This window comes from Rhizobium sp. R339, from assembly GCF_002211395.1.
Taxonomy (GTDB): Bacteria; Pseudomonadota; Alphaproteobacteria; order Rhizobiales; family Rhizobiaceae; genus Rhizobium.
In genome coordinates this window covers 47,369-72,119 of record NZ_LOKV01000014.1, presented here as the reverse complement: position 1 = coordinate 72,119, position 24,751 = coordinate 47,369, and the positions used below count along the sequence as shown (strand labels likewise).

The following is a 24,751-nucleotide window of genomic DNA, read 5'->3' as shown; positions in this document are numbered from 1 at the left end:
GACCGTCAGCTGAACGGCTACGGGCTGACGACAGCGCATATCCTCTATCGCATTCCTGATTTTGAATCCGTCCTGCAAAGCTATGTCTGGCAGGATTACGATCTGGCTCCGGACTTTCCGGAGATGCGCAAGTTCCTCGACTTTTGGAAGACCAGCCTCGACGGACCCCTACACTCCGTCCGCTATACACACCAGCGCCTGATCGGACCGAACGAATGGCGTCGCGTTGAGGGCGAGTTCAAGCTGCACTGAACTCTTGAATTTGATTTTTCATATTCCTAGCTCATTGCCTGCCCTGGTGAGTTCGCGGCCAGCGCAAAGTGTGTGAGTGGAGCCGGCATGGAAGAGAGCATCAATATCATCAAGAGCGCCAACGTCGCAGAACGAGAAGAAATCATTATCGATTTCGCCCGATGGCTTGAGAAAGCTTCACAGGAGGCGCTGATTTATGGCGAAGGACGCTTTGCGATGATGTCTGCCTGCATGGCAGAAGCTATGCGCGTCAATGCCGATGAACTTGCTCGCGAAAATCCTGAAAAGGCCGAACGTGTGCTGCAGCAGGCCAGCGCGATGATGGCGCAGTTCAACGCTGCCTACCCTCATCGCGTCATCAGTCGGTCCGTCCACTAAAAGGGCTTCAAGGCACACTTGATGTGCGAGCTATGCCAGGGACGGGCATTTCGTGGCGAAGATGCGGGAACGACATCCAATTCGTCCGTCGTATGAGCTACGAAATTTTTCGCGTCGCGGATCTTGAATCCGGAATTGGCTGAACCAACTCGATCGGGATCAGGGCGAAGGTTCAGGACGCCCTGTATGTGATTTGTTCGCCGCAAGCTTTGGAGCTTCTCTTCGAAACGAGCTACAGCGAGTTCAACCGCCGAGCGGCGTTATCGGCACCCTTGGGTGGCCGTTGCGTGCACGAACACATACTCCACGCCGTACTAACCCTTTACAAACGCGGCCGAGCTTTCCCAGCAGCCGCTCAACGACCCCGCCTTGATGGACCCGGCCGCGATCGCGGAATTGGACCCGGCCGCGATCGCGGAGGCGGATCCCGTAGTCGACAAAGCCGCGCTGGAAGGCGTGTCCCTTGAGCTCCATCGCCGAGTCCGTGAGAAGCAGCCGCGGTCGGCCGAAATCGCCTTGGCGTGATTGAGCTTGCGCGTGGCCAGCCATACGTCTTTCGGGCAAAGGGCCTGGGCAAGGTACAGCGCGACGAATACGCCGGCGTCATCGACCACCGCCGCGAAATTGATATCGGGGCGGCCTGTGATCGATTTGGCACACGGCGAGCGGGTGCGGCGCGTCGATATAGCCGCGTCGAGGCTTCAGCCGTAGCAAGTGCTTTGGATTGGGTGATCGCTTCTTCGCGACCTCCTCAGGCGAAAACAACGCCGGCATACGCCGCGCAACTACACAGGAGGGCAGAGCAAAACCGACTTCTCGCGTCGTGCGCGAATCTCGTCTACCTCGGAGCAAGCGCCGTCCGCTCGAGTGTCAGTGACTTCTCGCGAAGCGTGACCGCTATTGAGCGGGTATGCCGGCAAGTCGGCTATCCAGCCTCCATTCGTGTGGACAATTGCAGCGAATTCCTCTCGCGAGACCTCGACCTGTGGGCTTACCACAAGGACGTGGTGCTCAATTTCTCGCGGCCCGGCAAGCCGACGGACAACAGCTACATCCAGTCATTTAAAGGCAAGTTCCGCGCCGAGTGCCTGAACTCCGACTGGTTCATGATCGCGCGCCACACCTTCAAGCATCGTGTGTTCGGCTGCTTGCTGGATGGCTAGGAAGGAGCGTTCCTGCGGTGTGGGAATGGGGCAGCTGTCGGTCCTCATCACATTCTCCTGGTGGAACCGCATAGCTTTGTCAGACGCGGTTCCATAATTCCGCTTATCTGATTTTTGACTGTAGCGGGGGTACATTCTATTTATTAATGCGACAGTTGGGCCAGTTAGAAATGCGACAGTCTCGCCTCTCGACGCGCAGGTCAATGCCAACGTTGGGAGCAAGGATGACGACCTTCAGCCAGGTGGAGACCATGAGCGTTTGGAGTCGTGATGTCCTGTTTGATCACCATGTCGCAGAAAGAATTGCATCGCCTCGAAGTTGTTCAGAAGATCCGTGATCGACGCCTGAGCGTCGTCCAGGCCGCCGAGCTGCTCGATCTCAGCCGCAGTCAGGTGCACCGGCTTCTGCAAGCTTATGACCGGGCCGGTGCGGCCGGTCTGGTTTCGAAGAAGCGATCGCGGCCAAGCAATCGGCGCCACAGCGAGGAGTTTCGCAATGCGGCGCTGGATCTGATCCGCGAACGCCATCTGGATTTCGGTCCGACGCTGGCGCGCGAGAAACTGATCGAACTGCATCAGATTTCGGTCGCCAAGGAGACGTTACGCCCAATGGATGACCGAGGCCGGCATGGGACCAAAGAAAATCTGGAACCATGATTGCAGAAAAACCTAGCCCACTCATGGCCCACCGCGCACGATTCGCGATTCAGCATGAACTTGCAAGATCTGTTTTTCCAGTGTGAGAGTCATACCCCGATGCAATCGTCAAGCAGCCCGATCTGCCGCAGCCGCGACTATCTCTTCCAGCGCAAACCTTAGGCTGTCACTCAGCTTTCGATCTTTTTGCCAGACGACGACGTAGTGATACATCGCTCCTGGTTGAAATCGGCGGAACGCAACGCGGAAGTCAGCATATTCTCGCGCAATGACCTCGTTCGTAATCGAGACGCCGATCCCTGCCATGACATAACCAATGTCGTGGCCATTCGCGTCATATTCCACGGCAATATCAGGAGCGGATCCCATATATCGAAGGGCATTGACGCTCATTTGGTGAGAGGCAAATTGCGGGTCGATGTCGATGATCGCCTCACCGGCGAGATCTTCGGCGGTGATAAGCTGTTGCGCCGCAAATCGATGATTTGCAGGGAAAAGGCATACGTTGGTGGCCGAGCTGATCGGAAGCCAGTCTAGGATTCGATCATCAAGAGGCAATCGGGAGATGCCAATATCCGAGCGGCCACTTAACACGTGTTCTGTAATCTGCTGGTACGTTCCTGTTTTTACCTGAACGGCGTAAGAGCGGCTCCTCTCCCGGATCCTTTTGACCACCCTCGGCAAGGTCGCAAAGGAAAAAGCACTTGGCGCCGCGATGCCGATCATTCGCGTGTCGTTGTTCCGCAGGAAATCGATTGAAGGCCCGATCCGATCAAGTCCCGCAAACGCTGCATCGATTGTGCGCAGAAACTCCCATGCCTTGACGGTTGGAACCAGCCTGTTGTTTTCCCGGCGGAAGAGCGCGAAGCCGACACTCTCCTCTAGCTGCTTGATGTTTTGGCTGACCGCCGGTTGGGTTATTCGCAACATCTGCGCTGCGAGCCTTTCCGAGCCGGCGCGCATGACCTCCCGCAATATTTGAAGGTGGCGGATCTTCACTCCGGAGTCGGTGATGTCCATGGCCAAGAATCTCAATCGGGATAGAGCGACGCGCCCTGATAAGATGCGCTTATGGAAACTTCCCCGATCTTATAAATTGACGACGGCAAGTCAAAGTATATTTTTGATTTATGCCAGAATTATAGCGCCGGTTAAGCAAGCACACCTAATCTACCTCCGGTTAAATCTCGGCGCATTCCTAGCAATGTGCTGAGATTATATTTCCTCTTTTGGTAAGTTCACGAGAATATTGGAGAGTTGCATTGTACGCATTTGTGGATCAATTTTTGCTCGGATTGAAGAACACACTTTTAGTGTTTGCCTTGAGCTGCGTTCTCGGTACCCTATTAGGCTTGCTTATTGCCATTCTCCGCAACTCAAACCGGAAGCCGGTTTCAGCGTGCATGCGGGCCTACACCGGCATTATCCGCGGCGTTCCAGAACTTCTGATTATCCTCCTCATGTATTTCGGCGGAACCGCCCTTTTGAGCACGATTATCGGTCGCTACATCGAGATCAATGCATTTGCGGCCGGTGTCGCGGCATTGACCGTCGTGTTCAGTGGGTACGCAGCAGAGATATTCCGTGGAGCGATCAAGGCGGTTGCGCCAGGCCAACGAGAGGCTGCAGCGGCGCTCGGGCTTTCGAACTTGCACATCTGGTTTCTGATCATCATTCCCCAGATGATCCCGATCGCTCTGCCGGCATTCTGCAACCTTTGCATCTCCTTGATAAAGGATACATCGCTGATTTCCGTCGTCGGGCTGACGGACGTCATGCGTGTCGCCTATATAGGCGCGGGCTCACTGCGCGCTCCGCTCCCCTTCTATCTCGCAGCGTCGGCAATCTACCTCGCCCTCACGAGCCTGTCCCTTCTTTCGTTCCGGCTCTTGGAGCGGCGCTATGCGCTCCCCGCGATGAAGGTTTGAGGCGATGAGCACGACCATCGCGCTTGAAGCGTTGCTCACCCTTCCCCGCGGCCTTTTTCTCACTTTGGTTCTGACATTCGCATCGCTTGCCGCAGGCTTCGCCATTTCTGTCCCGCTCGCTTTCCTACGGGCATCATCAAATCCGTGGGCTTCCGCGCCTGTGCTGGCATACACCTATGCGTTCCGCGGCACGCCGCTGCTGGTACAGCTTTTCCTGGTTTACTATGGGATTGGCCAGCTTCCCCTTGTCCGCCAAAGCTTTCTCTGGACAGTGATGCGAGAGCCATTCTGGTGCGCGTTCATCGCTTTCACCCTGAACAGCGCCGCCCATACGACTGAAGTACTGCGCGGCGGGATCCAGGCGGTCCCGCGTGGGCAGATTGAAGCGGCCAAAGCCTTGGGCCTTTCCCATTTCCAGACTGCCCGATTCATCGCGTTCCCTTTGGCCCTCAGGATCGCTCTTCCCGCCTATGCAAATGAGGTGGTTGGAATGCTGAAAGCAAGCTCCCTCGCAAGCACCATCACGCTACTTGAGATGACCGGGCTCGCCCGGCAGCTGGTGTCGGAGACATTCGCTCCATACGAAGTCTTCATTGCCGCGGGTGCTTTCTACCTGCTGCTTACCCTCTTGATCACGCAAGGGTTCCAGATCCTTGAGACGCATTGGACACCGACGGCTAGCCGTCGACCGCCGGCGCAACCTGCAATCCAAGATCGGACGAAAGCCGTCCCTCGCCTCGGCCGGAACTTGATGCCAGTCCACATTCCAGACGCCAACAATCAAACGCAGCAATGAAAGGAACATCGTCGTGAAACGAACACTTCTGCTTGCCCTATCTCTTGTCGTCTGCGCCAACAACTCCGGAGCAGTGGACAGGAAGACACTGACAATCGCCTCTGAAGGTGCTTCGCCGCCGTGGAATGCCATTACCTCCGAAGGGCAACTCGCCGGCTTTGACATCGACGTTGGCCGTGATCTTTGCCGGAGGATGAAGATCGAATGCACTTTCGTACCTCAAGACTGGGACGGGATCATACCGGCGCTCACCGTTGGGAAGTTCGATGCGATCATGTCGGGCATGGCGATAACCGAGAAGCGGAAGAAATCGATCGCCTTTTCCAAGCCCTACGCCGGAGGTTTCAACCAACTTGTGATGCGCAAGGATCTCGATCTTCCGCCGACGAATACGTCGGCGGCGCTCGATCTCACCACCATCGACTCTGAAAAGCGGGCAAAGATCGAGGAGCTTCGAACCGCCCTCAACGGCAGAACTCTAGGCGTGTTGCGATCATCGAATTCGGAAGCGGTGCTCAATGAACTGTTCGGAAAGGTCGCGACGATCAGGAGCTACGATTCCCAGGACAACATGCATCTCGATCTCGTGGCTGAGCGCATCGACGGCGGCCTTGCCGACTATTTCACGTGGAAAGCCTTTCTCGACAGCAAGGATGGCGGGATTGCAACGCTCTACGGCCCGCAGCTCTCCGGTGGCTTGTGGGGCCCGGGTGTCGGCGTCGGGCTTCGGCAAGACGACAGGGAACTCGTTGCGGCGTTCGATAGTGCCATCGACGCCGCCACCAGAGACGGTACCTTGAGGCGGCTGAGCGAGCAGTGGTTCAAGATCGACGTTTCGCCGCGTACATCAAACTAGACGCTGGCTCTACGACCGCATTTCCCCCGAAGCCACAGCGCGTGAGCAATCGGCCGTCCCAAAATCGAAGGCAGACCATATGTCCGCACCCTTTTCCATTGCTGTCACCGGCCAGTCGCTCATTCGTCATGATCTTCGAGCGATCAGCGATCCACGGCTCGCTGAAATCGCGGAGATCCTCAAAGCAAGCGATGTCGCCTTCACCAATCTCGAGACGACCATCTATGGTCGTCATGGTGGATGGCCGCTCAAAGGCAGCTATTTCGGCGCCGCCGCGCCGGAGGTTTTGCCTGCATTGAGGGAGCTTGGCTTTAACAGCCTGGCCCTCGCAAACAACCACGCTTTCGATCTTGGACCGCAGGGGATCCTGTCGACGCTGGAGGAGGCCGCGGCGCACACTTTCCTGCATGCCGGCATCGGCCACAACAAGCATCATGCTTCCACGGCACAGAAGATGACGTTCGGATCCAAGAGTGTTGCCCTCATTGCCATGGATGCCGGGCCGGGCCCGTCTTTCATGTACGCCGAAGACGCAAGTCAGGGCAGGATAGCAAGGCCCGGCATCAATAGACTGAAGGTCTCCAGGGTATTCGACTTGGAAGCGGGAACATTCAACCTGCTTCGCTCCATTCAGGAGCATCTTCAAAGTTCGCCTTTGGAGCGCGCCAATTATGCTCAGCCGGAGGATCCGCCGAATCTTAACGGCCAAGACGAAATCGATTTCTATGGAACCGTGTTTCGCAGATCAGATGAGACCGTTCGCCGCATCGCGGTGGACCGGCACAGCGCCCGGGCTCATCTTTCGGCGATCGCGGAAGAAGCAGGCCGCGACGCATTCGTCATCGTGTACGTGCATCATCACCATTGGGAGCCGAGCTGGCAGCAAGTCCCCGCCTGGGTCCGGGAATTTGCGCATGATTGCGTGAACGCCGGCGCAGGCCTCTTCGTCAGCCATGGCGCACCCGTCCTTCAAGCGATTGAGATATATCGGAGTACGCCGATTTTCTACGGCCTTGGCAACTTCCTCTTCCATACGGAAAAAGAAGAACAGGAATGGAGCCCGCCGGAAGTGTGGAGGAGCGTCATCGCGACCTGCAACTTTGGATCTAGCGGACGGCTGGAACAGGTACGATTACGTCCCATAGTGATCGGTGGAACTGAGGCCTTATCGAATCCTGCCCGCGATCGCCTCCCCTTCCCTGTGCTTGCCGATGGTAGAACGGCGGCAGACATCCTCGACGATCTTGCCGACCGCAGTGCCGGTTTTGGCACTGTGCTCGAACGAGAGAAGAACGTCGGCCAGATCGCATTGTAGATAAGGAATAGACCTGCAGCACGCGGCGAAAATTCTGCGAACGGCTGGCCAATCCTGCGGCCGCCGCTCTTGTTGTCTTGCTACCCGGACGCGTTCGTCTGTTGTTCCATCTCTTCGTCGACAAGCGAGCTGACGAGGGCAACGACGCGACTGCGCACTCGTGGGGAGAGGAGCAAAACCTCTTCTATCAGACGCCGTCCCTGCGCGGTGGAAATGTAGGCAATCTTCTCATCGATCTCTGTTGTGAATTGCTGCTCCTCAGTGGTTTCGGGATCTGGAAGACCCTCGAAAAACCTCGAAACAGGGATCTTGAGGCAATTGGCAAGCTCGTAGAGCATCGAAGCGCTGACGCGGTTCTTGCCGCTTTCATATTTTTGCACCTGCTGCAAGCTGACCCCAATGCCGGCGCCGAGATCCCCTAGCGACACATTCGACTGCATTCGGCGCATACGGATCTGCTGTCCGACATGCCGATCGACTGGATGCACCGACTCGCCTGCAATATTCGACTGTTCGGTTCGCGCAGGCCTCGAAGTCCGGACCTGGGCTGCTGAATAGCGCTTCATGGCGGACACCCCCGTGTGGAGAGTTTCACGCGGTGCGCCCCCGCGGAATAACTCGCTCAACCCACTGATCGGGGAGTTAGAACACCGTACGAGACGGCCCTGTGGCCTTTAGTTCCGAGGAACCTGGACATACGCCACAGGCTCCTCGACCGAAGGTCAAGGAGTGCGGTGCCGAATCGGCCGGCACCAACCGCTCGTAGGGGGTTCTAATCCCCAAGGCAGCGCGTACTGCCTCGCTACCAAAAATAGTGGAAATCCGCCCGCCGCGCAACCGAATTCTTCACAAGATTCAATAGCTTCGCTTCACGCGCGGACACTTGTCTCAAAAAGCACGAGATCACACGCGTCGAGCGGTAAAGTGATGTAGAAGACTGAAGGAGGTGTGATCAGCGGAACGCCCATTGCGAGGAGTGTCTGCCCACTCTGCCAGAGGAATATGCCGCGGTGAGCTCCGCCCACAACGGGTCCTGGGTGAAGCTGGAAAACGGCCCGCAAGCGTCGATAATGTTCATCTCGCCGAACCGCTCGAGAAGCGTTGCACCCCCCCCACGGCCAGCCGCATTCAGCAGCGAAAGCGGCTCGCAAGGCCAGGAGATGATCCGATGGCCCCAAACTCCTGGCCGTTCGTCGTTCGACAATGCTTCGAGAAGCGGTGCGTCACGATGGCTGCTTCTCAATGCCTCGCAGAATGCCCAACGCATCAATGGATAATAGATCGTATGCCGGCTTCCACCAAGAACACGCACGCCAGGCAGGATCGAAGTTACGATGAACATCAGCAAAAGGTTCGGCACGATCCTGCCAGTTTTCAAGGCCTCCACGAGACTTGCCGGCGAGAATTCAACACAGACATCTTCGGTCCCTTTCGACTGGAGGACCCCACCATCCAGCCAAAGCGGAAAAAGGCGTCCTTCAGTGCAGCCCCAGAAAAAATGAGTCGAGTTTTTCAGCCAACCTCGCCAAGCTGTGTCAGCGAGTTGATCGACGCATTGGATGAGGCGCATCGCGAATGCTCGGTCCTCGATCAGCGAGCCTCGCAGCCAGGACCGGCCATCGGAAAGGTGGTCCGCGACCAGATCGGCAACGTCACTATCATCAAGCTGAAGAAAGTCGACTTGGCTGCCAAAATGCCGCTCCCAGAGGCAAACATTTGCCGCTTTGATCGCCTCGGCCGCCGACTGGAACTCGCCACGAGGCAAAAGGTCGCGCAAGCTCGAAATTGCCTCCGAGTCACGACCGGGCCTGTCCACATTTTGAAGATGGAACCTGTAGCGGCCGTTTCTGCCAAGGATGCTGTAGGGGATCATCTTGCTGCGCGACAGTCCGAAGACGTTGACTGCATCACCATCGACGTGGAGCCAGGCCGGACCCTTGCGACCGCGCTCCACAAACTTCACTGTTGAGCAAGCGTAGGAGATATAGGATGTCCTGGCATGCGCGCGAAGTCCCATCAGGGAGAACAGATGGGTGTAAAACGCGTCCGGCTCGATCAACAAGTGGAGATGGGGGCCACTCTGCAGCACCGGAGCGGATTCAATTTCGGTTTGAAAGCTCGACACGGCTTCTGCTGAATAACCCTGACGTTGCGCGACGGCCCCCACGTGTGAGCGCAATAAAGACATTGCCTGGCTGCGCGCGACGCAACCCGATGGCTCCGATCCCACCGTGAACGCCGCCTTTGCATAGTCGTTCAGCGATCCCTGCTGAAACTGACGCAACCAAGGGAATAATTCAAAAATGAGGGCCAACACCTCACCTTTTGATACCAATTCGGTATTGGGCGACGTTTCCATCCTCAGACGAACCGCCTTTCCACCGGCGTTCCCCGATCCATATTGAAATGAAAGAAGAGCGCGACGGCCACCATCAGCGCCCCGAAGAGGCCGAAAATCCCCGAAGGTGGAATTGTGTCTCCGATGGTCGCGATGATGCCATAAGCAAGAAGCCCTATCGAAACACAGATCGTGTGGATCTGGCTTCGCGCCCGCCCCAACATGTCGATCGAAACAGTCGATTGAACCCGTACATCGATCAGAATCCGGGTGACGTTGTAGCAGAAGCCAAGCAACAGCATTCGGACGAGCGAGGACAAAAAGTTCTGGAAAACAGGAAAGCCCAGCAGAACGATGCCAGCGAGCGCCGACTGAAAGAGAATGCTTTGTCGTCGCGGACGCGCCCTTCTAAGAAGAAGGATCGAACAGCCCGCGATCGAACCCAGGGCCCAACCTGCCTCAAGATAACCGAACTCTAGCGCCGACCCCTTGAGTTCACGGGTGACATATGCGGCGCCCAATACACTCACAAGCATGCCCATCGCATAGGTCAGCGCGTACACGACGGCGATGGCCTTCAGTGGGTGAACGACAAAGGTCGTCGGCAAAAGATCCAGCCGACGAATGCTGTTTTCCTGCAAATCCCGTCGAGAACGAGAAAGCGGCCGTCGGGCGAGCAGTGCCAGCAATCCCAACAGTGATAGGCCGAAAAACGCGCCAGGCAGGATCGATGTCAGATCCATCCCGATGGCGGTTAAGCTGTATCCGGTGACGACGGCGGCGATGAGATTTCCTACCTGCATGGCAATAAAAGATGCCGAGTTGAATGAAGTGAGGGTCTTACGACACACAATGTCTGGAATGATGGCCTGCAGCGCAGTCGAATAGGTCCTGTCGATGAACGCGAAGATGGTCCACGACAGGCAAAGAACACCAAGTGGGTCACCGAACGAAAAGGCGATGCCCGTTGAAAATATGAGGATCAGCCTGGATAAATCGCAAGCGATACAGACGAGTCGACGGTCAAACCGATCAACGAGTACGCCGCCAGCATTGCTGGTGAGCAACTCGGCGGCACTGCCGAGCGCCAGAAGAATGGCAAGAGCGCTTGCGCTCTTGCTGACATCTGTCGCAATCCATGCTGCCGTCACAAAGTAGACATTGCGGCCTGTAGCCGACGCCAGAACACAGGAAAGATAGATGCCGCGAAGGCCATACCGCCCAATGCCGCTGCTGACCGATGCGCCCACTTCATCCACACTCCTACTGATAGTTTAGAGGAGGCATGCTATTCCTCTGAAAAGCTGGCGGCTTTCATGAATTTGATATTATTTCTCATTGAGAGCCAGACTATTCCTTCCAGAGGGCCCGATACTCGGCGGGCGAAAATCCCGTCTCCCGGCGAAATCTGGTCGAGAGGTGGCTCCCGCTGGCGTAGCCGCAAGCAATCGCGATCTCGGTCACGCTCATCCCCGTCGTGCGGAGAAGGTCGGTCGCACGTTCAAGACGGCGCTGGTTATAGAACCCATAGGGCGTCGAGCCTTGCGACTGCTTGAAAGCGCGGGAAAAATGCTCGTAGGTCAATCCCGCCTCTTCGGCCAGAGCGCGCACGCTCGGAGGCCGATCGATATGAGCTTCAATTCGCCCTATCACCCGCTTGAGAACCGCAGGCGCCAATCCTCCTCGAGACACTCTGCCAGATGTACCGCAGCGGCGCTGCAGAAGTCCGAAGATAGCCGCAAGATGCCCTTCAACGATCAGACTCCTCATGGAATCGTCGTGTGAAAGTTCTCCGGCAATCTGGCGCGCCAAGCATTGGATCGGCAGATCTCTAAATCCAAGCTCGGGACGTAAGGTGCCGGCGCGCGGCAGCTTGGTCGTGAGGTTGGAAAAGAAGTCCTGCGTCATGGTTATCATAAGATAACAACCCTCAGCATCCCCTTCGTCCCAACCGGTCCAATGGCAACCGGGGGGAATATAAACGAGCGAGCCGTCCGGCCGCGGACTGAACTCGACCCTTCGTCCGTCCAGGAAGTTTTCGCCGGAAGCCGCAGTACCCCTTATGTTGAGGAAGATCAGGTGATCTTCCGCGACAACGTCGATAACCTGTCGCCCCAGACCGCGCCGACGAACGATATCGGCGCGGGCATGGCTCCAGAGGCCCTGTTGGTGAAGGATGGTTTCCCCTTGTGACTTCTTCATCCGTTCGGGCTGAATTATTGGAAGGATCCCCACTCGAGTAGCTGCTCCTCAAAAGACCGCAGGCAGCGAGCCTACTTCACCCGAAGTTGCTAAAAAACCTGGCTTTAACCTCAGGTCGAATTTCATGTCAATTTCGTGAAACCCGATCAAAAACGTGGATGCGAAAACATGATGATGGCGATCATTTTCGGGGAGCATCATCGCTGAGGGCGCAATCTTTTCGGGATGCGCGATTTCCTCCCTGAAACCCGGAGAACGCGAGGTGCGAGAGAAAGGCAGGCTTTCGCATGCGTGAATTTGCCGACTTCATCGAGGAGTGCGACCGCGCACCTCGTCTTAACGAGCTTTCAGAATTCTTTTCGACAACGGCGTCCGGAGAGGCTGGAATGCCTGTTCGATCGCCTGAGCTCGATCGCCGCCTATTCCCAGTAGACATGACGTTCAGGCGCTTTTCAGCCCTTCATCCGCTGCGCCAAGGTCCGTTCGACAAGCACTACTTGAGCAGCATACCCTACCGGTTCGAAGAAGAGTGCCGGATGGGCAGCGCGATCCTCAAATATGCGCGCGCCAGAAAGGGGCAGTTGAAGCTCTACACTCTAGGCACGGCCGAGGGGACGATGGCCCGTGTGATCGGGGAACTTGGCAATGGCAGGATAGAGACACTGTCCTGCAGCCCCAACGTCGAGAACCTCAGAAGCTTCTATGCCTATGGCGTTCCTCCTCACGCCATGTTTTTCCACGGACCATTTCATCATCTGACATCGCAAAGGATCCAAGAAGACGTGGAGCTTCGAAAGTTTGGCGGCGGTTTCGATATCATCCTCGAGGACACGACTTTCCAGATGTATTCACCAAATCGCTTCGATCAGATCCGTTTCGTCTCGCAGCATCTTAAGACCAACGGGCTCTTCATCTTCGTGGAGAAGTTCAGGCATGAAGACGACGAGGAATATCGGCGACGGGAACGCCAGAAGGACCATAGCTTCAAAGCCCGCTTCTTCAGCGCGTCAGACATTCGCGCGAAGGAAGAGACGGTGCTGACACGAATGGATCGAAACGAAGTCACCCTTTCGAAGATGGGCGAAGCACTACGCCGGTTCTTCGTACACTCATTCGTCACCTGGAACAGCGGCAATTTCTACACGCTACTCTCCAGCAACAGTCAGGAGAATCTCGACCTGTTCGTATCGAAGCTGTCCCCACCCGCGATTCCGGCAGAATATGTCTATGCGGACCTTCCTTACCGCCTTTACCCAGAATCCGAAGCAAGGCGGCTATCGGGGCAATCGTGGACTCTTTAGCGATCTCACTCAGTCTTGACCGTCGCATGAGCGCAACTGCCCCATCCTCTCACGAGCATCAACTGCAACAACCTTTGCATCTGCAGAATGCGTTCCATCACGTTGAGCAGCGTCCATCGCTTCGCCATCTCGACAAGCTTTTTTCTTGAAGCAGGCAAGAACAGCATGAAGAAACCGATTGGCGAAGTCCGTCCCTTCGTTGACCTTGGCACGCCGGGCAATCCGCGTCTGATCCTGCCACGAGCGCCAACGATGGCGGGTGAGGGAGATGTTCCAAAGTGCGTCCACGTCGCCGAAGCGTTTGTCGCTATCTCGCGCACGCAGCACGCTGCCGACAAAATCTGCACGCGAATCGAGGACTTCTGCCAATCCCTCGTCGTTATGGGACCTGACAGGCTTTTAACTTTCGAAGGTGGAGGCGCGATCATAGCGCCGACCAGTGAAAGCTTGATTTTAAGAGTGTCAGCGCGAGACCTCGTCACATTCTGTGGCATCCGCGCGCTGTTGGAGGCAGGCTTGTTTCTGGCCACGTCGGTGTCCGAGGGGACCATAGAGTGGCGTCACGCAGACAGCACGCGATCTGGTGAAGCCTGCAATCGCCTCTACAATGACCGCTGAGGAGCGGACGGACAATAGCTTCGTCCGCTTCGCCACCCAAAGGAAGATCGATCTCGGTCAAATCCGCTCACCGTGCTTTTCCAATCGACCAACCATTTCATGCCCCGATTCTTCGAGCCTCAGAGGTTGATGCCGCGAGCGCGGTCAGCAGCCCGTTGATGCCGTTCAACTGTGATCTGCTCGCTACTCTGCAGGCGGACAGTCTGCTGCAGAACTTTGAACCGTTCCTGCATCGCCTCGAAAGCTCGGCGCTGCACAGGCGACACCATGTTGGCGAGGTCCTTATAGCCGCGCACGATGGCGTTGCGGCCAAAACGGTCGTCTAGCGCCCGGCTGACAGCGACAAATTCCCGGCGGATGTTGGGATCGAGGGAAGCGGCGGAAACGCCGAGCCTCTTGCTGTCCTTCTTCGTTTCGCCGGTCAGGCGCGTCAGCGCCTCTTCCGCAGCCTTCGACAGCGCAGGAATGGCAACCGCCATACGCCGACGCTCTTCCGTGATGGCATGGCGCTCGGCATCGAGCGCATTGAGATGGGCCGCACCAAGCATGCGCAGACGCCTTGCTGCTTCCGGCACGGCCCCCACTGCCTCTTTCCGCTCCCGGCCGGAGGCAAGCATCCGGTCCATGAGACGGTCGGAACCGCGCAAGGCTCCGTAGGCGGCCGGGTCATTGGTCACCGCGGCGGCAATGCGATCAGCGGCAGAACCTTTCCCGAACAGTTCCTCGATCTTGTCAACGGCGCCGGCCGGATCGCGCCATATCACCCGTGCCACCTCGGCCAGCGCAGCGCGCCGCTGGCGATAGAGAGGCGAAGCAAGGGCACGAGATCGCGCCTCTTCTTCGACCGGAACCTTGAACTCGGTAACGGCGGCAAATATGGGCGGCATGACATTCTCCTTCCCTGACTCTTTGCTCAAATCAGCATTCGCGCCGGCGACGACTTTCGAACGGTCCTGCCGCTCGGCGAGGTGCTGCTCCCCGGCGAAGCGGCGCACGGCTTCAAACAGCCGGGTCAGTTCCTCGCGCCGGCCTGCCGAAAGATCTTCTGGCATGCGCTCGGTTATATTGCGTTCGGCAACGGCTTCCGCCTTCGCAGTGAAGGCGCTCCAGCCGAAGCGGGCGGTCAGAGCCTCGCTGACCGCTTTGATCTCTTGCACGATCGAGCGATCCTCGGCGGCAAGCGCAAAGGCCGTCCTGTAGGCGTCGTCACCGCCCTGGATGCGCACCGCTTCGATTTCCCGTAAACGCGACATCGCTCGCTCCGAGAGCGCCGGGACCGACAACGACATATGCGTCCGACGTCTCTCCTCGCGCTCGCGGAATCGGTCGGCGTTCCTGCGGAACTCGGTCGCGAGGCCTCGCGCCAGCGGCCGCAGTTCCTCCAGGGCTGCCATCGCCGCGCTACGCTCGTTGCGGGTGGCGCGTCCGTCGACAATCGCGTGTGAACCACGCAACCGGCCAAGCCGATCCGGTGCTGCGGCAAGATCTCTGGCAAGCTCGCGCGGTTGAATGCCAGGACTCGATGCCAGTACATTCAAGGCGACAAGCGCGGCATCCGCGTCGCGATAGATCGTCTCGAGCAGCGGCCGCAGGAGCGCTTCCCGCTCCCTCCAGGCCGGGGATGACAGCTGCGCCAGCCGCGCATCCTCGTCAACGCTCCTGACGAAGGCAGTGGCCGGTGCGATCAGATAGCACCCGTCGGCAAGGACCGCTTGCGAGAAGGACTCAGTCTTCTCCTCGCTGTAGGCGATCCGCCGCTCCCGCTCGATCGAAAAGCCGAGCGCCACGCTCGCCCGCTCCCAAAGCTTGGCCACCTGCTCCCTCTTCTCGGCAACCCACGCCCCGCGCCGGGACAGGCTTTCCTCCATCTCGGCCGCAGCCAAAGAGAGATGATCGAGCCCACGGCGCCTGGCAAAATCGTCAGCATGAGCGCGGTAACCTGCCTCGCTCTCAAAATCGAGCGTCGTCGTCTTGGCGCCTGAGCGCGACAACCGCTCGACGAGCTGCTTGAAGAGTTCCGGGCGATGGCTTTCCCGCTCGATGCGCTCCTGGCGAGCCTCGGCTGTTTCGATCCGCTTGGCCGTCCAAACATTGCGGTCGACCTCCCTCTCCTCGTAGTGCTTCTGGCCCGTCGCTTCGTTGACGACCGCGACCTGGACCTTGACCTTCTCGACGCCGTCCTTGCGCAGCGTGACGGTGTTGCCTTCCGAGATGTCGGCCTCCTCGAGCGCCTTCGGCAGGCTCACGCCCCAAAGCCGATGCACGGTTCCATCGTCGGTCCTGACGTCGGCATAGGGGCTGTCGTCGGCATCCTCGTCGCCAGGCCGGAATTTGGCTTCGCCGGTTTCGACAAGCTCACCAGTCACACCCGCGGCATGATCGACGCGGGCCTTGCGTCCCCATTCCGGCTTCGCCGCAAAATCCTCCTTCGCCGCATAAAGATCGGCGCGGTCGCGATGCCTCGTCATCGAGACATAGGTCAGATGCTGGTCCATCATCCCGGTCGCGAGCACGAAGGTGCGGTCGACGGTGGCGCCCTGCGACTTGTGAATGGTCGCGGCATAGCCGTGATCGACATTGCGATAGCTGTCCTCGCTGAAGACCACCTTGCTGCCATTGTCCAGACGCACCGACAGCAGGACCTCGCCTTTCGCATCGCCGGTGGAGACGACTGTGCCGAGCATACCGTTCTTGACATATTGCGGGCCGAGCCGCTGGGCACGCGGCTCGATGAAGCGGGCGTTCTCCAGGAAAATGATGCGGTCGCCAGCAGCGAATTCCCGTGCGCCCCGCTCGCTCCGGAAGCTGCGGCTTTCGCCGAGCGCCCCCTCACCCGTCATCACCGATCGCAGCGCCTCGTTCAGACGCTTGACGTCAGCGTTGGTGTGGGCGAGCACGAGCAGCTCGTCGCCGCGAAGATTACCATCCCTACCCTCGGAAACAGATCGACTGATCGCCTCTCTGCGCGCATCGCGCCAATCGGTAACGATGCGATCGACGATCTCCTGCCGCGTCTCCGCCTCGACCAGATGGCCTTGCCCAGCATAGGCGTCGAGGCCGTTGTCGATTTCGCCGCGGGCAAACAGACGCGAGGCATCCCGCGCCCAGGCCTCACGCTGGCGGCGCACGCCGGCAAGCTCGGCAAAACCGATCCGTTCACTGATCGCCCGGAAGGCTGCCCCCGCCTGGATCGGCTGCAGCTGCATCGCATCGCCGACGAGAACGACCTTTACTTCAGCCTCCTCGGCAATCTTCAGCACGCGAGCCATCTGCTGCGACGACACCATGCCCGCTTCATCGATGACAAGCACATCGCCGCGATGCAGCGTGTCGCGCCCATTGGCCCAGGTGAGCTCCCAGGCGGCGATCGTGCGCGATTTGATGCCGGAACTATCTTCCAGCCCTTCCGCCGCCTTGCCGGCAAGGGCGGCGCCGATCACCCGGCGGTTCTCGCTTTCCCAGGCAATACGTGCCGCGGCAAGCAGCGTCGACTTGCCGGCGCCGGCGAGCCCGACGACGGCGGCAATGCCATCGTCACCGGTGACATGACGGACAGCATCGACCTGCTCTGCATCGAGCCGAAACGGATTTTTGGGATCGCCACTCTCGACGCGTTCGATCGCCATTTTCACATTCCGCTCGGAAACACCGAAACCGTGGCGCTCCGACAAACCCCGCGCCGACTGTGCCATGTCGTATTCGATACGCAGCATCTCCCGTGTGGTGAACACGGCGGGCTCCGACACCTTTCCCGTCTCTGCCCCGATCTCCTGCGGCTTCAGAATGACCAATTGGTCCGACGCCATGAGGCGTGCGCGGATGTTGGCAAAATCGACCGGGTCGTCGACATAACGATGCAGCGCCCTGGCGATATCCCTCTCGTCGAAGGTGGAGCGTTCATTGCCGAGCTGCTTCAGCAAAAGCTCCGGCTCCGCCAGCAGCCGGTCGGCCATCTCCTGGCGCCGGGCGAGATCGGCGGGCGCGAAGTGGAGCTCCCTGCCCTTTCGCGCGAGCGCCGCCTTCTCCGGTCCGAGATGCTTCTGCGCGATACCGTCGAGGCCCTGTTCGGCATAGGAGCGACCGTCGAGCCGGATGTCATGGCCGGCAAGCGCCAGGTGTCGATTGGCAGCTTCCGCCCAGGAAATCTTCCAGGCTTTCATCGTTTCCTTGTCGCCCGCCCAGAGCTTGTAGACGATCCTGCCGTTCGGCCGATCGGTTGTCACCACCCGCAGCGGCTTGCCATCCTCTCCCGAAACGGCAACTTTCTTCGGCCCGAACCCTTCCTCCGTTAGCGGTCGGAGCGTCGTCATCAGGTGGATGTGGGGATTGCCGTCCTTATCGTGATAGACCCAGTCGGCGATCATTCCTTTCGAGGTGAGATTGTCGCTGACGAACTCGCGTACCAGCGCAATGTTCTCCGCCCGCGTCAGCTCTTCCGGCAGTGCGACGATCAGCTCACGGGCGAGCTGCGCATCCGCCCGCCTCTCGAAGGCGTCAACGGCATTCCAAAACACTTCGCTGGCCTTGCTGACGGACTGACCTGATATCGCCGACCGCAGCCAATCCGGGATGTCATCGGGAAGGGCCAGCTCCTCATGCATCAGCTCGCCAGTCCCACCCCGATAGCTAAACGAGGTGCCGGCCTGTTCGTCCATCATCTGGGCGCGGTGGCGATAGGCAGCGGCCGAAACGATACTGCGTCCCGCTCCTCTGCTGATCACCTGCGCTCTGACGAACATGATCGCCACTGACGTCTCCAGACCTTCCACGCACGTCGCGTCAGCGACGTATATTGCGCCCTCGAACCAATCGGACCGAAGGGCCGATGCCGTTTTTCCAGTTGCACGTTAGTCTATTTTACTATCTTATTCTAGTTAGTATAATCGCATCATCTCGATTACCTGAAAACGGAGAGGAACTGGCAGTGGCTGCAAAATCATCGATTTCCGATCTCGACGCCCAGATCGAAAAGTTGCGCGAACGCAAACGTCTGTTGATCGTTAAATCGGCCGAGCGGTTTGCCAGGGCCGCGACCAGAACCGGGCTTGCTGAGATGGAGATCGCCGACGAGGACGTCGACCGAATCATCGAGGAAATCGCCGCGCGATTTCGGAAGGGGGAAAAGAAAAGCGCCGCTGCCACAGCTTCTCAAGCGCGTCGACCAGCAGATAGCGGCGCTGGAGCGCAGGGGCAGGTTTCAAATGACAGCTGAGCGCAGGCGCGACACGCGCGAAAAGATCGTGCTCGGCGGGATCGTCGTCAAAGCAGGGCTATCGAAGGCGGATCGGGCGTTCCTGCTCGGCGGTCTCATGGAAATGGCAAGGCTGGCCCCAGGCTCCGCCGAGCATCAGCAGCTGCGCGATATCGGCGAAGAGGCTTTCAAGGCTACCTCGCTGAGAAACGGTCCGCATGTCGAGGAGAAGGTAAGATGGGCGTGAGAGGGAAACCGCATCCGAGCCTGTTACTGGTTTTGGTGCCGATCGCCGTCACCACGATCACAATCTACATTGTTGGCTGGCGGTGGCCTGAGCTCGCCGCCGGCAGGTCGGGAAAGATGGAATATTCGCTCCTGCGGGCAGCACCCGTACCGCCTCTGCTGTTCGGACCTCTTGCCGGACTTCTGACCGTGTGGGCCTTGCCGCTGCATCGGCGAAGGCCGGTCGCCATGGCAAGTCTTTTGTGTTTTCTGGGTGTTGCTGCCTTCTATGCGTTGCGCGAATTCGGCCGGCTTGCACCTGCTGTGCAGGCCCGGGTCGTTCCGTGGGATCGAGCGCTGTCCTATCTTGATATGGTCGCAGTCATCGCCGCCGTCGCCGGCTTCATGGCAGTGGCGGTGTCCGCCCGAATCTCCGTCGTCGTCCCAGATAAAATAAGGCGTGCCCGGCGTGGAATATTCGGAGATGCGGATTGGCTGCCGATGGCGGCGGCAGGAAAGTTGTTTCCGCCGGATGGGGAAATCGTCGTCGGCGAGCGCTATCGGGTCGACAAGGAAATTATCCATGCGCTTCCCTTCAATGCAAACGATCGCAACACATGGGGACAGGGCGGGAAGGCGCCATTGCTCACCTACAGACAGGACTTCGATTCCACCCATATGCTGTTCTTCGCGGGATCGGGCGGATACAAGACCACCAGCAATGTGGTGCCGACGGCACTTAGATATAGCGGGCCACTGATCTGCCTCGATCCCTCCACCGAGGTCGCGCCCATGGTCGTAGAGCACCGCGCCGACGTGCTCGGGCGGGAGGTCATGGTGCTCGATCCCACAAACCCAACCATGGGCTTCAACGTGCTCGACGGAATCGAGAGGTCGAGCCAAAAGGAGGAGGATATTGTCGGCATCGCGCATATGCTGCTGTCGGAAAGCGTGCGCTTCGAATCCTCGACAGGCTCCTATTTCCAGAGCCAGGCGCACAATCTCCTGACCGGGCTGCTGGCGCACGTCATGCTGTCACCGGAATATGCCGGGCGGCGGAATCTACGAAGCTTACGGGAAATCGTTTCCGAGCCCGAACCCTCGGTACTTGCCATGCTGCGCGACATCCAGGAAAACTCGCAATCGGACTTCATCCGCGAAACGCTTGGCGTCTTCACCAATATGACCGAGCAGACCTTCAGCGGCGTCTATTCTACGGCATCGAAAGATACGCAGTGGCTCTCGCTCGAGAATTACGCTGCCCTGGTTTGCGGCAAAACCTTCAAGTCGGGCGACATCGTCAATGGCAGGAAAGACGTCTTCCTGAACATCCCCGCACCCATCCTGCGCTCCTATCCCGGAATCGGCCGCGTCATCATCGGTTCGCTGATCAATGCCATGATGCAGGCCGACGGCGCGTTCCGGCGCCGGGCGCTCTTCATGCTGGATGAGGTGGATCTTCTTGGCTACATGCGCGTGCTGGAGGAAGCGCGAGACCGCGGCCGCAAGTATGGAATATCGATGATGCTGATGTACCAATCGGTCGGCCAACTGGAACGGCATTTCGGAAAGGATGGCGCGACCTCATGGATCGAGGGCTGCGCCTTCGCGAGCTATGCCGCGATCAAGGCGCTCGACACCGCCCGCACCGTCTCGGCGCAATGCGGCGAGATGACCGTCGAGGTCAAAGGCAGTTCACGCAATCTCGGCTGGGACAGCCGGAACGGCGGCACGCGGAAATCCGAGAGCATCAGTTTCCAGCGCCGGCCGCTGATCATGCCGCATGAAATCACCCAGTCGATGCGCAAGGACGAGCAGATTATCATCGTGCAGGGTCAGAGTCCGATCCGCTGTGGGCGCGCGATCTATTTCCGACGCAAGGAGATGGACGCGGTCGCCAAGGCGAACCGTTTCGTCAAACCAACGCTATGACGAGCGATGCGGCGTCTCGTCGTCGCCGGCATAGGTCCCAACAGCGCTTTCGAATTCGGCAAACAGTTCATCGGACATCGTTTCGATGGTGCTGACGGCGCGTCGATCCGACTGCTTCATCAGCCGCTGGTAGTCTTCGATATTCAGGAGGACGAGGCGGGGCTTTTTGCGCTGGGTAATTATGACGGGATGGCGAAGTGCCTCGGCGATGATCTTGCCGGATTTCCGGGAGAGGTCGCTGGTGGAATAGGATCCACGAAATCGGGGCATCGCCATCTCCCATTTTATCTTGCTGCAGAATACAGAAATTCCATCATTGGTGTAAATCGGACCCGACGATTCACTGCGTTTTTTGGCGCACCGGCAAGATAGAAAGCCGAGGCGAAGAGCGCGCCTCGAGCGACTTTGGTCCAAAAGTTGACCTGCGCTAGGGAGCATAAACAGCACGGGAAGCACGAACCGGAATTCCAGTCTCCATCGTGATGTCCCCTACGATCGATCGGCGCCAGTGCGCCAAGTTCCGCCTCGGTTAAATCAACCAGTTTCGGATAAGCGATATCGACGCCACAGCAATCCGCCGTCAAGGCGTTGATCCAGCTGCCTCCATTGATGCGGTATTCATGCGTACCGAGATCGATTTCGAGCTCGTCCAACAGATTGATGCTGAAGCCCCCGAAAATCTCGGTCTCACCCTCAAGCCGATAGGCGGCGAACTCGTCGTCTCCGGCGAGAACGTTCCGTTCCAACGCCATGATGATCCGCACACGGCCAATCGCTGACTCCAGTCCTTCAATCAGGCGATCGTGGACGGCGCGCGAGAATTCGCTGTCGCAGCCGAAGCGATCTGCGAGGGCGACGAGCCGGAAGCCGGCAAGCTTGGTGTAGAGCATGAGGTTCTGATCGGTTGTCATGATGTGATCTCCTTCGTTGATGACGGAGATCGGCCACTCTGTTGCAAAGAGGGGTCAAGGAACGCGGAACGCGGCTCGCAAGCGGGGGAACCGATTTTTCTGAGAAGCGCAGCGGCGGAAAAATTGGGGGAGACCGCGCCGTCCTTGACGCCGGATTTGCTGGAGTAAAATAGGACGGAAGAAAGAGAAGAGACCCGCGGGCCCGGAGGGGTCGCGACCATTTCCGGCGCGAGCCGGCGGGAGTGTCGAGGGATGAAATCTCTGACAGCCTGGGCGGCCGGTCGATCCGGCTGGCCAGGCTCGGGAATGCGGCAAGAAGCCTCCGTCAGAACGGAGGCTCGGCGTCGATGCGGCCATCCTGCTCCGCCCAGATCACCTCGCGTTCGGCCAGCGCCAGCTCGAGCTCGTTCTCGATCTGCTGACGCTCGGCCGGATCGGCATTCCGCAGCTCGGCGCCCAGCAGTTCGATGATTTCGTCGATGCAAGTGGTCATTGTCGTCTCCTTGACGTTGTGAAAGGCGACGCCCGCGGTCATGGCGGATGGAGGGGTCAAGGATTGCGGAGCAACCGGCGGAGCCGGCGAGTGGGGGAGCCGATTTTGTCGGAGCGGAGGGAACCGGAGCGGAGGCAAAATTGGGGGAACCGCTCGTCCTTGAGGCCTTCATTTCGCCATGGCACCCTCGGACGGACTGAGCAGATTTCCCCTCTCGTGTGGCATCGGAAAAGCCGGCAGCGGGCTCGAAGCCCGTTGCCGGCTGTCCATACGGAAGAATGAGAGCCCCGCTTCGCTAGCGGAGCTCCTTGGGCTGGGATCAGACTTCACGCTTCGGGCGGTTCCAGATGAGCGCGTATTCTCCTTCCTTCTCGCCCGGCCAAAGTGCTGCGGTGATCGGAGCGTTGAAGCTCGGGTCATCCAGCTTGACGGAGATGTATTCCTCGCCGTCGTTGGAGATTGCCTTCCAGCCTGCGCCGACCTCGACGCCGTTGCCGGCGGTGACGCGGAAGTCCGGGGCGTCGCGCGAGACGCGCTCAATGGGATTCAGGCGGGCCTTCATGCTGACGGTGAGGGTGCGGACGTTGCCGACGATGGAGTTGTTGCCGTTGGTGGTGAATTCGCCGATGACTGCCATGATCTTGTTCCTCCGGTTTGTTCGGGCCGCGCCCATCGCGGCCTCGATGGCGGTGTATGGACCGGGGGCGATCGACGCCGCACCCTTCGGGCCGGAACGAAGTGGAGGACGGGTGGGAGCGGCTTTCTTGGATCGCGAGGAATGCGAACACAGTTCGCAGGGGAAGAAAGTCGCGGACGGCCGTTGCGGGATGGCGATCGAGACGAAAGGCGCCCTTCGGTCACACCAGATCCATCGAGGCCTGCGTGGGTGCGCCCGCACCTCAGACGGGAAGGGAGACATCATGGCTCGGTTTCATCCGCGACGTTGAACGGCGAAAACAGCAGCCTTGGCGTCATAGGTATGAGCACCCCGGCGCGACATCAGTGCTCGCCGATTTGGGCGAAACCTCCACCGACGCCCCTGCTCGTCTCATCTCGGCGATGATCGTCAATGAGCACGGTTACGGTAACCATCCGGTGCCAAGATGCATCACCGATATGAATCGGTCCGCGATGACCGATTCAGGAAACTCGTTGGACGGCTAAACGGGGAGCGCGCATGATCCGATCATTGATGCACAAGCCGACATTACGCTCCTCTACCGGATCGATTCTTCTCGGAATATGGCGCGTTTCTATCGCCTGTCGATCCAGCCGACACTGTTTGGAGGCAGCTCGCTCGTGCGCAACTGGGGCCGGATCGGAACCGAAGGTCGGCTAAAGGTGGAACTGTTCGAAACGCTCGGGCAAGCTGCGGTTGCCCGGGAACGTGTGGCCAGTCGCAAACTGGGCCCCGGCTATCGCCACGAGAACGCAGCACGTCGCTTGGTCGCGCTTTCGCGCTCACAACAACAACCAGTTCTCAATCGGCAAACCGTCGTAGAATGAAAAGTCCCGCACATTATTGGTCACGAGGATCGCGTCGATCGAGAGTGCATGAGCGGCTATCAATTTGTCCAGATGATCTTTTTTGCGTTCGCGCGTGGCAAATCTGACAGGTCCATAGGCCCGCGCCGCATTGGCGTCGAAAGGCGCAACTGGGATCGCTTCTATCAGAAATTCCAGGTTTGCCCGCTCCTTTTCCACGTTCGTCGAGGCAGAGACACCATATTCAAGCTCCGCAAATGTAACGGCTGACATGACAACGTCCCCGGCACGGCATTGAGCAAAGCGGCGCGCGACTTGCGGCGGCTGCTCCTTCGTCAGGTAGATGCACATGTTGGTGTCTAGCATATAAAGCGGCATCAAAGCGCATCCCGCTCGGCCTGCTCATGATCACCGCGTCCCTCCGCCATGAACGAACGGTCAAACCTCGCGAAACGCGAAAGCACGCCTTCCAAGGACGGCTTTAGCGGACGGATGCGAAGCTCGTCACCGATCCGCTCGATTTCAAGATCCACCTCGGTCTGGCTGTAAGCCAAATCCGCAGGGATCCGCACAGCTTGGGAGTTGCCGTTTTTGAATACCTTGGTCGTGTGCACGGCATGCTCCTTCTTTCACGTACATCATATGTGTGTACATAGTACATTCGATGTCGCCAAACAATACTGCCCTTCAAGAGATCAAGCCGTTCGCGG

General features: G+C 58.7%; 23 protein-coding genes and 4 pseudogenes. 13 read left to right on the top strand and 14 right to left on the bottom strand.

What is annotated here, in order from left to right; all coding sequences use genetic code 11:
- Both ATY76_RS18655 and ATY76_RS18650 read left to right on the top strand, forming a co-directional pair.
- Positions 1-252 (top strand): usg protein (locus tag ATY76_RS18655; RefSeq protein WP_088676226.1); only part of this gene is annotated, 252 nt, incomplete at its 5' end.
- Positions 253-339: 87 nt separating this feature from the next.
- Positions 340-630 (top strand): hypothetical protein, encoded by a 291-nt coding sequence (locus tag ATY76_RS18650; protein ID WP_088676225.1) that lies wholly within the window; start codon positions 340-342, stop codon positions 628-630.
- Positions 631-966: 336 nt separating this feature from the next.
- On the opposite strand, the pseudogene ATY76_RS34275 reads toward ATY76_RS18650, so the two are convergent.
- A pseudogene (locus tag ATY76_RS34275) lies at positions 967-1,531 on the bottom strand (transposase); the annotation flags it as partial.
- Here ATY76_RS34275 and ATY76_RS18640 point away from each other — a divergent pair.
- A pseudogene (locus tag ATY76_RS18640) lies at positions 1,530-1,739 on the top strand (integrase core domain-containing protein); the annotation flags it as partial. The pseudogenes ATY76_RS34275 and ATY76_RS18640 sit on opposite strands and share 2 nt — an antisense overlap.
- 324 nt (positions 1,740-2,063) lie before the next feature.
- Positions 2,064-2,421, top strand: a pseudogene (locus ATY76_RS18635) (helix-turn-helix domain-containing protein); the annotation flags it as partial.
- Between the two features lie 137 nt (positions 2,422-2,558).
- Here the strand turns inward: ATY76_RS18635 and ATY76_RS18630 are convergent.
- The gene (locus ATY76_RS18630; protein WP_088676224.1) at positions 2,559-3,470 is read right to left on the bottom strand and encodes a LysR family transcriptional regulator; all 912 of its coding nucleotides are present in this window, start codon (positions 3,468-3,470) and stop codon (positions 2,559-2,561) included.
- 242 nt (positions 3,471-3,712) lie between these two features.
- Between ATY76_RS18630 and ATY76_RS18625 the strand changes: the two genes are divergently transcribed.
- The 4 genes from ATY76_RS18625 (at position 3,713) to ATY76_RS18610 (ending at position 7,345) form a co-directional block, all read left to right on the top strand.
- Positions 3,713-4,378 carry an ABC transporter permease subunit gene (locus ATY76_RS18625; protein WP_088676223.1) on the top strand — a complete coding sequence of 222 codons (666 nt, stop codon included), beginning with the start codon at positions 3,713-3,715 and terminating at the stop codon, positions 4,376-4,378.
- Positions 4,379-4,382: 4 nt separating this feature from the next.
- Positions 4,383-5,174 carry an ABC transporter permease gene (locus tag ATY76_RS18620; protein WP_245310007.1) on the top strand — a complete coding sequence of 264 codons (792 nt, stop codon included), beginning with the start codon at positions 4,383-4,385 and terminating at the stop codon, positions 5,172-5,174.
- Between the two features lie 13 nt (positions 5,175-5,187).
- Positions 5,188-6,030, top strand: coding sequence for a transporter substrate-binding domain-containing protein (locus ATY76_RS18615; RefSeq protein ID WP_088676222.1), 843 nt, complete (start codon positions 5,188-5,190; stop codon positions 6,028-6,030).
- Between the two features lie 79 nt (positions 6,031-6,109).
- Positions 6,110-7,345 carry a CapA family protein gene (locus ATY76_RS18610; protein ID WP_088676221.1) on the top strand — a complete coding sequence of 412 codons (1,236 nt, stop codon included), beginning with the start codon at positions 6,110-6,112 and terminating at the stop codon, positions 7,343-7,345.
- Positions 7,346-7,425: 80 nt separating this feature from the next.
- On the opposite strand, the gene ATY76_RS18605 is transcribed toward ATY76_RS18610, so the two are convergent.
- The 4 genes from ATY76_RS18605 to ATY76_RS18590 form a co-directional block, all read right to left on the bottom strand.
- The gene (locus tag ATY76_RS18605; RefSeq protein WP_088676220.1) at positions 7,426-7,911 is read right to left on the bottom strand and encodes a helix-turn-helix transcriptional regulator; all 486 of its coding nucleotides are present in this window, start codon (positions 7,909-7,911) and stop codon (positions 7,426-7,428) included.
- 386 nt (positions 7,912-8,297) lie between these two features.
- A complete protein-coding gene (locus ATY76_RS18600) occupies positions 8,298-9,704 on the bottom strand; it encodes a hypothetical protein (protein WP_088676219.1) in 1,407 nt (468 codons plus the stop codon).
- Positions 9,705-9,706: 2 nt separating this feature from the next.
- Positions 9,707-10,933 carry an MFS transporter gene (locus ATY76_RS18595; protein ID WP_088676235.1) on the bottom strand — a complete coding sequence of 409 codons (1,227 nt, stop codon included), beginning with the start codon at positions 10,931-10,933 and terminating at the stop codon, positions 9,707-9,709.
- A 100-nt stretch (positions 10,934-11,033) separates the two neighbouring features.
- A complete protein-coding gene (locus tag ATY76_RS18590; RefSeq protein ID WP_245310005.1) occupies positions 11,034-11,885 on the bottom strand; it encodes an AraC family transcriptional regulator in 852 nt (283 codons plus the stop codon).
- A 287-nt stretch (positions 11,886-12,172) separates the two neighbouring features.
- Here ATY76_RS18590 and ATY76_RS18580 point away from each other — a divergent pair, with 287 nt between their 5' ends.
- The gene (locus ATY76_RS18580; protein ID WP_088676217.1) at positions 12,173-13,186 is read left to right on the top strand and encodes a class I SAM-dependent methyltransferase; all 1,014 of its coding nucleotides are present in this window, start codon (positions 12,173-12,175) and stop codon (positions 13,184-13,186) included.
- Between the two features lie 9 nt (positions 13,187-13,195).
- Here the strand turns inward: ATY76_RS18580 and ATY76_RS33770 are convergent, their stop codons facing one another.
- Both ATY76_RS33770 and traA read right to left on the bottom strand, forming a co-directional pair.
- Positions 13,196-13,555, bottom strand: a complete 360-nt coding sequence (locus tag ATY76_RS33770) for a hypothetical protein (RefSeq protein WP_190233690.1) — start codon at positions 13,553-13,555, stop codon at positions 13,196-13,198.
- A 368-nt stretch (positions 13,556-13,923) separates the two neighbouring features.
- Positions 13,924-18,552: a Ti-type conjugative transfer relaxase TraA gene (traA, locus tag ATY76_RS18570; protein ID WP_088676215.1), complete on the bottom strand. Its 4,629-nt coding sequence runs from the start codon at positions 18,550-18,552 to the stop codon at positions 13,924-13,926.
- A gap of 176 nt (positions 18,553-18,728) precedes the next feature.
- Between traA and ATY76_RS18565 the strand changes: the two genes are divergently transcribed.
- From ATY76_RS18565 to traG, 3 genes are read left to right on the top strand one after another with little or no spacing between them, the layout of a single operon-like run.
- Positions 18,729-19,016: a TraC family protein gene (locus tag ATY76_RS18565; RefSeq protein WP_088676234.1), complete on the top strand. Its 288-nt coding sequence runs from the start codon at positions 18,729-18,731 to the stop codon at positions 19,014-19,016.
- Positions 19,006-19,242, top strand: coding sequence for a conjugal transfer protein TraD (locus tag ATY76_RS18560; protein ID WP_088676214.1), 237 nt, complete (start codon positions 19,006-19,008; stop codon positions 19,240-19,242). Before ATY76_RS18565 ends, ATY76_RS18560 begins: the two co-directional genes overlap by 11 nt.
- Positions 19,233-21,152 carry a Ti-type conjugative transfer system protein TraG gene (gene traG, locus ATY76_RS18555; protein ID WP_088676213.1) on the top strand — a complete coding sequence of 640 codons (1,920 nt, stop codon included), beginning with the start codon at positions 19,233-19,235 and terminating at the stop codon, positions 21,150-21,152. The genes ATY76_RS18560 and traG overlap by 10 nt, the downstream gene beginning before the upstream one ends.
- Here the strand turns inward: traG and ATY76_RS18550 are convergent.
- From ATY76_RS18550 to ATY76_RS18530, 4 genes and pseudogenes are all read right to left on the bottom strand, one after another.
- Positions 21,147-21,422, bottom strand: coding sequence for a type II toxin-antitoxin system prevent-host-death family antitoxin (locus ATY76_RS18550; RefSeq protein WP_088676212.1), 276 nt, complete (start codon positions 21,420-21,422; stop codon positions 21,147-21,149). The two genes, traG and ATY76_RS18550, sit on opposite strands and share 6 nt — an antisense overlap.
- Before the next feature lie 157 nt (positions 21,423-21,579).
- Positions 21,580-22,063 (bottom strand): annotated as a pseudogene (locus ATY76_RS18545) (hypothetical protein).
- A 325-nt stretch (positions 22,064-22,388) separates the two neighbouring features.
- Positions 22,389-22,556: a hypothetical protein gene (locus ATY76_RS33765; protein WP_172601358.1), complete on the bottom strand. Its 168-nt coding sequence runs from the start codon at positions 22,554-22,556 to the stop codon at positions 22,389-22,391.
- 319 nt (positions 22,557-22,875) lie between these two features.
- Complete coding sequence (locus ATY76_RS18530; RefSeq protein ID WP_190233689.1) at positions 22,876-23,193, bottom strand: DUF736 domain-containing protein; 318 nt, start codon at positions 23,191-23,193, stop codon at positions 22,876-22,878.
- 548 nt (positions 23,194-23,741) lie between these two features.
- Between ATY76_RS18530 and ATY76_RS18520 the strand changes: the two genes are divergently transcribed.
- Positions 23,742-24,062 carry a WGR domain-containing protein gene (locus ATY76_RS18520; RefSeq protein ID WP_348627525.1) on the top strand — a complete coding sequence of 107 codons (321 nt, stop codon included), beginning with the start codon at positions 23,742-23,744 and terminating at the stop codon, positions 24,060-24,062.
- Here the strand turns inward: ATY76_RS18520 and ATY76_RS18515 are convergent.
- On the bottom strand, positions 24,018-24,419 hold the full coding sequence (locus ATY76_RS18515) for a type II toxin-antitoxin system VapC family toxin (RefSeq protein WP_088676209.1): 402 nt from the start codon (positions 24,417-24,419) through the stop codon (positions 24,018-24,020). The two genes, ATY76_RS18520 and ATY76_RS18515, sit on opposite strands and share 45 nt — an antisense overlap.
- Complete coding sequence (gene vapB, locus ATY76_RS18510; protein ID WP_088676208.1) at positions 24,419-24,655, bottom strand: type II toxin-antitoxin system VapB family antitoxin; 237 nt, start codon at positions 24,653-24,655, stop codon at positions 24,419-24,421. Before vapB ends, ATY76_RS18515 begins: the two co-directional genes overlap by 1 nt.
- Between the last annotated feature and the right edge of the window lie 96 nt (positions 24,656-24,751).